The 11,572-nt window shown below is 73.0% G+C and carries 8 protein-coding genes; 2 read left to right on the top strand and 6 right to left on the bottom strand.

Annotated elements, in window-relative coordinates:
* Window positions 1–35: 35 nt before the first annotated feature.
* The 5 genes from ACZ7LE_RS01845 to ACZ7LE_RS01825 all read right to left on the bottom strand — a co-directional run bounded on the left by ACZ7LE_RS01845 (window position 36) and on the right by ACZ7LE_RS01825 (window position 7,307).
* Window positions 36–716: an alpha/beta fold hydrolase gene (locus ACZ7LE_RS01845; protein ID WP_470401695.1), complete on the bottom strand. Its 681-nt coding sequence runs from the start codon at window positions 714–716 to the stop codon at window positions 36–38.
* A gap of 128 nt (window positions 717–844) precedes the next feature.
* The gene (locus ACZ7LE_RS01840) at window positions 845–3,508 is read right to left on the bottom strand and encodes a dipeptide ABC transporter ATP-binding protein (RefSeq protein WP_470401694.1); all 2,664 of its coding nucleotides are present in this window, start codon (window positions 3,506–3,508) and stop codon (window positions 845–847) included.
* Entirely contained in the window at window positions 3,505–4,452 is a 948-nt protein-coding gene (locus ACZ7LE_RS01835; protein WP_400537622.1) for an ABC transporter permease, read from the bottom strand. The genes ACZ7LE_RS01840 and ACZ7LE_RS01835 overlap by 4 nt, the downstream gene beginning before the upstream one ends.
* Window positions 4,453–4,476: 24 nt before the next feature.
* Window positions 4,477–6,000: an ABC transporter substrate-binding protein gene (locus ACZ7LE_RS01830; protein ID WP_470401693.1), complete on the bottom strand. Its 1,524-nt coding sequence runs from the start codon at window positions 5,998–6,000 to the stop codon at window positions 4,477–4,479.
* A 35-nt stretch (window positions 6,001–6,035) separates the two neighbouring features.
* Window positions 6,036–7,307, bottom strand: a complete 1,272-nt coding sequence (locus tag ACZ7LE_RS01825) for an ATP-binding protein (protein ID WP_470401692.1) — start codon at window positions 7,305–7,307, stop codon at window positions 6,036–6,038.
* Window positions 7,308–7,489: 182 nt separating this feature from the next.
* On the opposite strand from ACZ7LE_RS01825, the gene ACZ7LE_RS01820 reads away from it, so the two are divergent.
* Together ACZ7LE_RS01820 and ACZ7LE_RS01815 are read left to right on the top strand one after the other, a co-directional pair.
* Entirely contained in the window at window positions 7,490–8,314 is an 825-nt protein-coding gene (locus tag ACZ7LE_RS01820; RefSeq protein WP_470401691.1) for an exodeoxyribonuclease III, read from the top strand.
* A 144-nt stretch (window positions 8,315–8,458) separates the two neighbouring features.
* Window positions 8,459–10,336 (top strand): septum formation family protein, encoded by a 1,878-nt coding sequence (locus tag ACZ7LE_RS01815; protein WP_470401690.1) that lies wholly within the window; start codon window positions 8,459–8,461, stop codon window positions 10,334–10,336.
* Here ACZ7LE_RS01815 and ACZ7LE_RS01810 read toward each other — a convergent pair.
* On the bottom strand, window positions 10,314–11,357 hold the full coding sequence (locus ACZ7LE_RS01810) for an ArsR/SmtB family transcription factor (protein ID WP_470401689.1): 1,044 nt from the start codon (window positions 11,355–11,357) through the stop codon (window positions 10,314–10,316). The genes ACZ7LE_RS01815 and ACZ7LE_RS01810 overlap by 23 nt on opposite strands.
* Between the last annotated feature and the right edge of the window lie 215 nt (window positions 11,358–11,572).

Here is an 11,572-nt window from a genome sequence, read left to right as displayed (position 1 = left end):
TAGCACCCGGACCCGCGGAACGGCAGGGATCCGGCTCAGTCCGTCGCGACCTCGCGCAGGAACCGGACGACTCGCCGCGCGCGGAACATCAGCGCGTACCCGATCGCGATCACGTGGCCCACCACGCGCATCGTCTCGTTCACGGCACCCTCGAGCAGGGTGTCCTCGTCGTCGACCACGCCGTCCCGCGCCGAGCGCAGGCTCAGGATCCTGGCCCGGTCGTCGGGGCCGAGGTCCTCCAGGAGCTTCGGCACGGCGGACAGCGACTGGGCGAACGGCGCGTTGCGTTCGAGCACGGGCTTGATGATGTCCTCGGGTTCGAGGAACTTCCCGGCGATGATCACGACGGCGACGATCGAGCGGCGTCGGGCGTACTCCGCGAGCACCGCGCCCGCGCCGGCGGACGCGCCCATGAGGGCCACGCGCTCGCCCCGCTGCTCGAACTGGTCGACCAGGGCGTCGAGCCGGTCCAGCCGTTCCTCGAACGTCGCGTCGGACGACCAGCGGACGCGGAACATCGTGGTGCGCACGCCCAGCGCGCGCCAGGTGCGCAGCGCCTCACGCTGGAGATGCACGAGCGGCGGCATCCGGTCGCCGAGCCCGGGGACGTAGATCAGGCGGATGGGCGGCTTGCCGGCGTGCGTTGTCCGGGCGGCCGGGGTGGCGTCGTCGGGCGCGGAAAGGTCACCGTCACCGCTGGTCACGTGGTCGCTCATCTCGCGCAGGAGGCTACACCGGCGAACGGGCCGCGGCTGCGCCGATGTGTCAGACGTCCCCGCACGTGTCAGACCCACAGGTCACCCGGGGATCCGTACGTCTGACACGTGCGTGGGGGTCTGACAGGTCAGCGGGTGAGCTGCGGCGTCGCCGCGCGCAGGCGCCGCGTGTACTCGTGCCGCGGGTCGTCGTAGACCTGGGCCGTCGGCCCCTGCTCCACGATCAGCCCGTCGTGCATCACCGCGACGGTGTCGCAGACGTGCCGCACGACGCCGAGGTCGTGCGACACGAGCAGCAGCGTCAGCGCGTACTCGTCGGCGAGCCGCGCGAGCAGGTCGAGCACCTGCCGGCGCACGGAGACGTCGAGCGCGCTGACCGGCTCGTCCGCCACGAGGATGCGCGGCCGGCACACCAGGGCTCGCGCGATCGCGATGCGCTGCCGCTGCCCGCCGGAGAACTGGTGCGGGTACCGGTCCGTCGCATCGAGCGGCAGGCCGACGGCGTCCAGCATCTCGCGGACGACGTCGCGCCGGGCAGCCGCGGTCCGAGGGCCGCCGTCCCGGACGTTCGCCGGGTTGAGCAGCGGCTCCGCCACGATGTCGCCCACGGTCATCCGGGGGTCCAGCGAGCCGTAGGGATCCTGGAACACGAGCTGGAGGGCGGCGCGGAGGTCGCCGAGGTCGTGCGCCGCCGCCGGCCCGCCGCCGCGCGCGCCTGCTGACGACGCGGCCTCCGCGGGGCTCAGGTCGACACCCGCGCTGGTCACGCGGCCCGACGTCGCCCGGTCCAGTCCGGAGACGATGCGCAGCAGCGTCGACTTGCCCGACCCCGACTCGCCCACGATGCCGAACCGCTGCCCCTCGCGGACCTCCAGGGAGACTCCCCGCAGGGCGTGCACGGTCTCGCCGCGGCTCGCGTAGGTACGGGTCACGTCCGCGACGCGGATCAGGGCGGGCTCCGGGACGACGGCGGGCGGGGTCTCGACAGGCTCGACCAGCGCTGCGGGCTCGACCAGCGCTGCGGGCTCGGCCAGCGCTGCGGGCTCGGCCTGTGACGGGCGAGGTTCCAGGGTCGATGCCGCGAGCAGCCGCCGCGTGTACTCGTGCCGGGGGTGCGCGAACACGTCGGCGACCGGTCCCTCCTCCACCACGACGCCGTCGAGCAGCACCACCACGCGCTCGCACACCTGGGACACCACGGCCAGGTCGTGCGTGATGAACAGCAGCCCGGCGCCCCGCTCACGGACCAGCCGGACCATGAGGTCCAGCACCTGCCGCTGCACGGTGACGTCGAGGGCCGTGGTCGGCTCGTCGGCCACGAGCACCGCCGGGTCGTTCGCCAGCGCCATCGCCAGCACCACCCGCTGCCGCTGCCCGCCGGACAGCTCGTGCGGGTACCGCCGCGCGGCGCCGTCGGGCAGGCCCACCTCGGCCAGCAGGTCCGCCGCCCTCAGGGAGGCTGTCCCAGCCGCGACGCCGTGCACCGTCATCGCCTCCGCGACCTGGCGGCCCACGCGCATCAGCGGGTTGAGGGCCGTCATCGGCTCCTGGAAGACCATCGAGATCTCCCGCCCGCGCAGCCGCGCCAGCGCGCGTTCGCCCCGGTCCAGGAAGTTCCCGTCCACCCCGGCGAGGCCGACGTGCCCGGATGCCGAGACGCCGTCGGGCAGCAGGCCCAGCGCCGCGAGCGCCGTCATCGTCTTGCCCGACCCGGACTCGCCGATCAGCCCGACGCGCTCGCCCGCGGCGACGCGCAGCGAGACGTCGGACAGGAGCGCCCGTCCGCTCGGGGTGCGGACGGTCAGCCGGCGCAGGTCCAGGGCGGGTGGCGCCGCGGGAGGCTCGACGAGCTCGACCTGCGCTGGTGCGGCGGGGGCCTGGACGGGCTCGACCAGCGGGGGTCTGGCGGGGTCGGCCGCCAGCCGCGGGTCCAGGACGTCGCGGAGGCCGTCGCCCAGCAGGTTGAAGCCCAGCACCGCCACGGCGACGGCCACGCCCGGCACGATCGCGAGGTGGTCGGCCACGCCCAGGAACTGCTGCGACTCCTGCAGCATGCGGCCCCACGACGGCGTGGGCGGGGGCGTGCCCAGGCCCAGGAACGACAGCCCGGCCTCGGCGAGCACGGCGATCGCGAAGTTCACGGAGCACTGCACCAGCACCGTGCCGGCGATGTTGGGCAGCACGTGCCGCGCCGCGATCGCGAGGTTCCCCCGGTTCGCCGCGCGGGCGGCGAGCACGTAGTCGGAGCGCATCACCTGCAGGGTGCCGCTGCGGGCCACGCGCGCGAAGGCGGGGATCGAGCCGATGCCGAGCGCGACCATCGCCGTCACCGTGCCCGCGCCGTAGACCGCGCCCAGCACGATCGCGAGCAGCAGGCCCGGGAACGCGAGCAGGATGTCGCTGCCCCGCATGAGCACCGCGGCGGGTCGCCCGCGGCCCGACCCCTGGAGCATCCCCGCGAGCACGCCGACCGGCACGCCGACCACGGCGGCGATCCCGACCGCGACGAGCCCGACCAGCAGCGTGATCTGCGCGCCGACCATGACCTGCGAGAACACGTCGCGACCGAACCGGTCGGTGCCGAACCAGTGCTCGGCGCCCGGCGGCAGCAGCCGCTCCGCGCCGGTGTGCTCGGGGTCGTACGGGGTCCAGACCAGGGACACGAGCGCCGTGACCACCACGAGCCCCACCAGCACCGCACCGATGACGAGCTGCGGGTGCAGGCCGGGGCGACGGCGCGAGGTCTCGACAGGCTCGACCACCGGGGTCCAGGGCCCGCCCGGGCCGCTCATGCCGCCCTCCGCAGCCGGGGGTCCAGCAGCGTGTAGGCCAGGTCGACCAGGAAGTTCAGCAGCACCACCAGCACCACGAGCACCGCCACGATCGACTGCACGGCCAGCAGGTCGCGGTTGCCCACGGAGTCCAGCAGGAGACTGCCGAGACCGGGCACGGCGAAGACCCGTTCGATCACCACGGCGCCGATCAGCATGGACGCGATCTGCACCCCGACGACCGTCACGATCGGCACGCCCGCGTTCCGCAGCCCGTGCCGCACCAGCGCGCCGGTGAAGGTGAGCCCCTTGGCGCGGGCGGTACGCAGGAAGTCCTCGCGCATGATCTCCAGCACGGCGCTGCGCACGTACCGCGTGATGATCGCGGCCTGCACGGAGCCCAGGGCGACAGCAGGCAGCAGCACGTGCCGCCAGAACTCGCCGAGCCCGTCGACAGGCGCCGTCCACCCGCCCGAGGGCAGCCAGCCCAGGCGCACCGCGAACACGGACACCAGCAGCACACCCACCAGGAAGTTCGGCACGGCCACCCCGACCTGGCTCACCGCGGAGAGCGTCACGCCGCCCGCGTTCCGGTGCCAGACGGCGGCCAGCGTCCCCAGCGGCACCGCAACCACCAGGGCGATCAGCATGCCGAGCAGCACCAGGATGCCCGTGACCTGCACCCGGTCCGCGACGAGCGGCGTCAGGTCCTGCGACGTGACGTAGCTCGTGCCGAGGTCACCGGTGAGCAGCCCACCCACCCAGCTCAGGTACTGGACGACCAGGGGGCCGTCCGTGCCGTGCTCGGCGCGCCAGGCCGCGAGCGCCTCCGGGGACGCCTCGATCCCGAGGGCGACGACGGCGGGGTCGCCGGGCAGCACCCGCAGCAGCACGAAGATCGCCGCCGTCGCCACGAGCAGCGTGGCGGCGAGCTGGGCGACGTGGGACGCGAGGTGTCTGGCCACGGCGGTGTCCGGCGGCGGGCCGGATCAGCTGTCCGACCAGCGCAGGCCGGTCAGGTCCATGGACTCCGTGGTGGCGTTCGCAGCGATGCCCGTGAGGGCGGCGTCGGCCACGACCGTGTTGGGGAAGAGGAACAGGGGGTCGCTCGCGGCGTCGTCCACGATCATCCGGGCGACCTCCTGCATGCCGGCGACGTACTGGTCGGGGCTGCCCTCGTCGGCCTGCTCGGCCACCTGCGCGAGCTCCGGGTTGTCGTAGCCGATGTAGTAGTCGGGGTCGCCGAAGATCGTGAGCATGTCCCGGGCCTCGGTGTGGAGGATCACGGACATCTCGTAGTCGTGCTCGGTGAACACCTTGTCGAGCCAGACGGCGGGGAACTCGGCCGGGACGATCTTCGCGTCGATACCGACGTCCTTGAGCTGCGAGACGACCACCTGGGCGACGGCCTCCGCGTAGGGGCGGGTCGGGACGTCGAAGGTGATGCTCAGGTCCTCGGCGCCGGCCTCGGCCAGCAGCTCGCGCGCGCGGTCCGGGTCGTACGGGTAGGAGCCCGTGAGGTCCTGGTAGTAGGGGTCGGTCGGCGGCACCATCGAGCCGATGAGCTGGCCGTGCCCGGCCCACGCCGTGTCCAGGACGGCCTGCCGGTCGATCGCGTACATGACCGCGCGGCGCACGTTCAGGTCGTCGAAGGGCGGCCGGGCGTTGTTCAGCGAGAGCAGCACCTCGCCCGTCGAGGTGCCGTCGATCACCTGGAGGTCCTCGTCCTGCTCCAGCCCGGAGATCAGGTCCGGGGCCTGCATGTTGTACGCCATGTCGACGTCGCCGGCGCGGACCGCGTTGGCCTGCGCGTTCGCGTCGGCGAAGTACCGCACCGTGACCTCGGTGAGCGCGGGCGCCTCGCCCCAGTAGTCGTCGCGGGCGGCGAGCGTGACGTGCTCGCCGGTCGCGACCTCCTCGACCGTGTAGGGACCGGTGCCGACCGCCTCGGTCGCGAGGTCGACGGACAGGTCGTCGGGGAACATGGCGCCGACGGACGTGCCCATGTCGAACAGCCACGCGTTGCTGGGGTGCGCCAGGGTCACCGCGACCACGGTGTCGCTGACCGCCTCGACGCTCTCGACCACGTCCATCTTCGACTTGAGGCTCAGCGTCCAGTCGTCCTGGACCCGCCCGATCGACGACACCACGTCGTCCGCGGTGAAGGCGGAGCCGTCGGAGAACGTCACGCCGTCGTGCAGCGTGAAGGTGTAGACCGTGCGGTCGCCGTTGATCTCCCAGGACTCGGCGAGCTGCGGCTGCACCTCGCCCTCCTGGTCGATGGTCACCAGGCCCTCGTACACGTTGTTCATCAGCAGCTGGGGGATCGCCGAGCCGGACGTCGTCGTGAAGTCGAGGTTGGTCGGCTCCCCGGTCAGCCCGACGACGACGTCGGTCCGCCCCTCTCCCGAGGCCTCGCCGGACGAGCTCCCGGCGCTGCAGGCCGTGACCAGGGCCGCTGACGTGAGGACGACGACGGCGCCGACGGCACGACGCCCGGTGAGGATCTGCACACGACCAGGGTAGTCGGGGTGAAACGGCTCGATAATCAGGGTCCGAGAAGTGCGGCGGGAATCACAGCGACGCCGTCTCGCCGGCGGTAAGCGTGCTTACCCGTGGTGATGACGGCCATGTCTGCGAGGTTGTCACCGATCTGCTCGCGGAGCCACAAGAGCTGCCGAACATCGTGGTCGTCCGGCGTCGCTGTGAGCTTGACCTCCAGGGCGACGACACGATTTCCGACGCCTTCGACGACGAGATCCACCTCGTGACGGCCGTCCCGGTCCCGGAGGTGATAGACGCGGGCTTCCACGTTCTGGGCATAGACCTGCGTGTCGAGGGTGACCAATGACTCGAAGAGCGCACCGAGTATGCCTCCGTGGTCGATGGCTGCCATGTCACCGCGACCTGCCATCAGCCCGTCCGCGGTCAGGTTCAGCAGCCGGGCCGCAAGCGCAGGATCAGCGAGCTGGTGCTTGCTGGCCTGTCCCAGCCTGGCCAGGTGATTCGACGTCGGCATCCACGCGGGGGTCGGGTCGAGCAGCCACAGTCCGGAGAGCGCATCTCTGTATCCGATCGTCGTCTTCTTCGAGGGCTTGTCGCCTTCGTTGGGTGTCGCCGCATCGAGGATCTCGACGTACTTGGCCGTGGTGGACAGTGCGGCTGCGTACGCAGCGAGCCACGCGCGAAGGGCCTCGGGACGGCGGACCGGGTACCCCTGCTCCACGAACTCCCGCTGGGCGATGTTGTCGAGGTAGGTATTGAGTCTGAGACGACGGAGCTGCGGCGTGGGAGCGGAGCGGACACCAGGCAGGCCCGACGCAACGATCTCCTCGACGTAGTCGCCGAGCACGACATCTGTCTCCCCGCCGATCTCCGCCTCCCCGCGAAGCATGTCGGCGAGGCTCACTGCGGGACTGGCCACACCACGCTCGAGGAGGCTCATCGGACGCATTCGGAGGCCGATGATCCGCCCGGCACCCGAGTGCACACCGGCCCCGCGTGGAGCCGAGCTCCCGGTGAGCAGGAAACGGCCGAGCTCAGCGCCGTCATCTACCGCTCGGCGCACTCGATCCCAGGACTCCGGCCAGCGCTGCCACTCATCGACCAGCACCGGACCGGGAAGCGTGCGCAGCAGGCCAGGATCGGACAGGAGCCGCTGCCTGCCGCTCTCCTGATCGAGTTCCAGGACGGACTTCGCTCTACGGCGAGCCGTCTCCGTCTTTCCTACGCCCTTTGGCCCGTAGATCGAGGTGGCTTCCAGGTGGGGCTGTACCTCATCGAGCAGGTCGTCTATCACGCGACGCTCATAGACGGCCACGTACATCTCCTCCATCTCGGGCAACGGAGCACTGGCGGGCTCGCAGCTGCTACTACACGATTTGCGCACCATCTACTACACCGCGCGCGCACTATCTACTACACCATATGCGCATCACCTGCTCCACCGCACGCGCACGGGTCGTACGACGGTCGGCACAGCCGCGCACGTAGGCTGTCGGCGTGCGCCTCGCTACCTGGAACGTCAACTCGATCCGCACGCGGGTCGACCGTGTGCTCGCCTTTCTCGACCGGTCGCAGACCGACGTCCTGGCGATCCAGGAGACCAAGTGCCGGGACGACCAGTTCCCCACCGCGGCGTTCGAGGCCGCCGGGTACGAGGTGGCGCACTTCGGGCTGTCGCAGTGGAACGGCGTGGCCATCGTGTCGCGCGTCGGCCTGGACGACGTCGCCACCCAGTTCCCGGGGCAGCCCGGCTTCGCGAAGGCGGTCGCCGACGACGGCCCGGACGCCCTGCTCGACGTCGTCCCGCCGGTCGAGGCGCGGGCGATCGGCGCGACCTGCGGCGGCGTCCGCGTGTGGAGCCTGTACGTACCGCACGGCCGGGCGCTCGACGACCCGCACTACGCGTACAAGCTGGCCTGGCTGGAGTCGCTCCGGGCCGCGGCGAAGACCTGGGCGGACGCCGGCGACGCCGTCGCGCTCACGGGGGACTGGAACGTGATCCCCCTGGACACCGACGTGTACGACGCCGCCGACTTCGCCGGGAAGACCCACGTGTCCCCGCCGGAGCGGGCCGCGTTCGAGGCCTTCGGCGACGCCGGGTACACGGAGCTGACCCGCAAGTTCCTCCCGGAGGAGCACACCTACACCTACTGGGACTACCAGCAGCTCGCGTTCCCGCGGAACAAGGGGCTGCGGATCGACTTCTGCTGGGCCTCGCCCGCGCTCGCGGGACGGGCGGCCGGCGCCGTGATCGACCGCGACGAGCGCAAGGGGAAGGGCGCGTCGGACCACGTCCCGGTGATTGTCGACCTGACCGATTGATCCGTCCTGCGACGGCTGTGATGTGGGCAGGTTCCACTCCCGATGGGGAAATCCTCGGGTGAATTTGTCCACAGATCGAGTGCGGTCGAAACGGTTGCCGTTCCGGTAGCGGGGTCGTTACAGAATGTCGGTAAGTTAACCTGCATGACGTCGACGCCCGACCAGTCCCCGGCCGCCACTGAAGTCGCCGAGATCCCCGTCTCGGATCCTGTGGCGAAGGCGTCCCCGGTCGAGTCGGAGCCGGATCGCACGCCCGGCAGCCTCGGCGGCAAGGACGACGGCGAGGGCGACGCGGAGGCCGCGGAACCGTCCGGCCGGGCTCCTGAGGCCGCAGAGCCCGAGGACGCCGAGCCCGCGCCCGCGGAGGGCGTGGGCGGCACGACCGACGAGGTCGCCGAGACGGCTCCGGCCGCGGACGCCGCCGCCTCGGACGCCGCCGACCCGACGGGTTCGGCCGCGGACGAGACGAGCGACGACGGCAGTGACGCCGCGGTCGCGGACGACGAGTCGTCCGCCGCGAGCCCGGCCGAGCCGGAGGCGATCACCGAGCCGGCCTCCGCGCCCGAGCCGGCGTCCGCGCCCGAGTCGCCGTCCGCACCGGAGCCCGCCGCCGTGTCGGCCACCGTGCCGGAGCCCGAGGACGTGCAGCCCGCGGAGCCCGCGCCCGAGCCGTCCCAGGCGGCGGCGGACCGGACGCGACGGTACGAGGCGCCCACCGAGGAGATCCGCGTCGTCCCGGCCGCCGCGCGACCGGCCGCGCAGGCCGCGACCCCGGCGGCGTCCGCACCCGAACCGACACCGGAGCCCGAGGAAACGGCGCCCGAGGCGACCGCCGACGCCAAGACCACTGCCGACGAGGCCGCGGCGTCCGCCGACCGGGCCGGCGACGAAGCCGACGACACGTCGGACGACAAGGCCGCCGACACCAAGCCGGCATCGACAGCCGCGCCGGTCGTCGACGAGACGTTCGACTTCAAGGCCCTCTCCTTCGCGGCGATCGCCGCCGCGCACAAGAAGGCGCTCGGCCCCCGCACCGTCGCGGCCGAGGACGAGGCGGCGGGCGACGACGCCTCGGCCTCGAGCCCGGACGCGCAGAGCCCGGACGCACCGTCCGACGGCTCCCCCGCGGACGCGCCGGACGCACCCGCCCCCGCGGCCCAGGCGGCCGAGCGGGCGGCGGGGGACACCCCGGCCGAGCCCGCCGCGGCGGAGGACGACCAGGACACCGAGGAGCCCGGGACGAGCACCCCGGCGTCGGATGACGACTTCGCCGCCGCCTCGGAGCTCTTCGCCTCCCCCGCGACCCGCACCCCGCCGGCCAGCACGCCGCCGAGCCCGTTCCCGACGCCCGCGGCACCGCAGCAGCACCCGCAGGGCGGGTCGCCGCAGGCGCCGTCGGCACCGCAGCAGCCGCCGTCGCCGTTCCCGGTGACGCCCGGGGGTTCACCGCACTCGTTCCCGGCCGTCCACGACTACGCGCCCGAGGCCTCCTACGCGGGCTGGCGCCCGCCCACCGAGGCCGACGAGTCCGCAAAGCGGCGCCGGTACGCCCTGATCGCCGGGGCGACGCTGGCCGTGGTGGCGGTCGTCGCGGTGATCGTCCTGATCGTGAACGTGGTCGGCCGGCAGCAGTGGGAGCCCATCGAGGCGATGATCGCGGAGCCCCAGGAGGTGCACCCGCTGCAGCTCGTGCTCGGCTCCTGCGTGGAGAGCGTCCCGCCGGACGGCGAGATCTCGGAGGTGCTCGCGGTCCCGTGCGACGCCTCGCACACCGCCCAGGTGGTGGGCCGCACCGACTTCGCCGACGCCGCCGTCTGGCCGGGCCGGGACGCCGTCGACACGCGAATCGCGCAGGTCTGCGGCACCAAGCAGCTCGGCCCGAACGCGCGCACGAGCCCGGTCGCGGACTCGGTGAGCTACGTCGTGTGGGGCCCCAGCGAGGACTCGTGGGCCGACGGCGACCGGGTCGGCCTGTGCCTGGCGACCACCGCGGAGCCGATCACGCAGGATCTGCTGCAGTAGCGGTCGACCCCGTCGGCACGTGGCCGTCGCCGCCGTCCAGCAGGGTGCGGCCCAGCGGGGTCAGCGCGTGGAGCACGGTGTTGCGCTCGCGCCCGCTGGAGACGAGCCCGGCGTTGCGCAGCACGGTGGCGTGCTCCGACGCCGACGCCGGGGAGATCGCCAGGCGCTGCGCGAGCTCGCTCGTGGTCGCGCCGGTGCCGAGCGCGCGGAGCACCGCGGCCCGGGTGCGCCCGAGCAGCGCGGTGAGCTGCCGGCCGCCGTCGGCCTGCGCCACGGGCCGGGTGCCGGTCCAGACCTGCTCGTGGGTGATGGGGTAGATCAGCAGGGGCGGGAGCTCGGGGTCGGCCAGCGAGATCGGGGCCCGGTGGCAGAAGTACGACGGGACGATGAGCAGGCCCCGGCCCGCCAGGTGCACGTCCCGCTCGGCGGCGGTCGTCACGGAGAGCACGGGGTGCTCCCACCGGATCGCGGGGTGCAGCGTGCGCAGCGCGTGCTCGGTACCGCCCTCCACCCAAGCCCGGGTGCGCGCCGCGCGGTCGACGTCGACGGCGGCGAGGATGCCGCTCCAGTACGGCCCGACCGCCTGCTCGTGGTACGAGCGCATCGCGACGCCGAGGCCGCGCACGGCGGGCGCGGACCCGTCGGCGAGGTCCCGCATCCACAGGTGTGGCCTGCGCCCGTGCGCGAGCCGGGAGATGTCCCGCCGGAGCTGGTCCCGTGGCGTGGACAGCACCGCGTCGAGCCCGGTCTCGAACGCGTCGACGCCGGGCAGGAGCAGGTCGGCGCCGGTGACCGGCGTGAGGAAGTCCGGCGAGTACCCGCGCGGCGGCGCCAGGCGCAGCAGCATCCGCGCCGCGGGCGGCAGGCCGGACAGCACGCGCTCGCGCCAGGGGTCGAACAGCGTCGTCCCCCCGCGCTGGTTCACCACGTGGGCGCTGAGCAGCGTCTCCCACAGGGGGTCCGGGCCCGGGGCGATCCGGACCCGGGCCAGGTCGTCCGAAGTGAAGTGGAACCGCAGCACCGGGCCTCCTCGACCGTCTGCCTCTCGTGATGGCTCCCGCCGGCTCGCCCCCCGCGCGCCCTGGACCGTGCCGGGCCGTGCGCGGCCGGCCGCGCACGGATTCACCCCGCACATACAGAGGGACGTGCGGGATTTCCGGTTCTGGGCGAACGGGGGGCCACCTTCACAACACCGTCACATCCGGTGGTACCGGCCGGCGGTGAGCAGCCACCGCT

It is taken from the genome of Promicromonospora sp. NPDC110617 (genome assembly GCF_055598465.1).
The sequence above is the reverse complement of the archived record's forward strand: the minus strand, read 5'-3'. Positions and strand labels throughout refer to the sequence as shown.

Bases quoted from the DNA above. Each gene is read 5' to 3' on its own strand.
- ACZ7LE_RS01815 (WP_470401690.1), top strand. From the start codon at position 8,459: ATGACGTCGACGCCCGACCAGTCCCCGGCCGCCACTGAAGTCGCCGAG.
- ACZ7LE_RS01845 (WP_470401695.1), bottom strand. From the start codon at position 716: ATGAGCGACCACGTGACCAGCGGTGACGGTGACCTTTCCGCGCCCGAC.
- ACZ7LE_RS01840 (WP_470401694.1), bottom strand. From the start codon at position 3,508: ATGAGCGGCCCGGGCGGGCCCTGGACCCCGGTGGTCGAGCCTGTCGAG.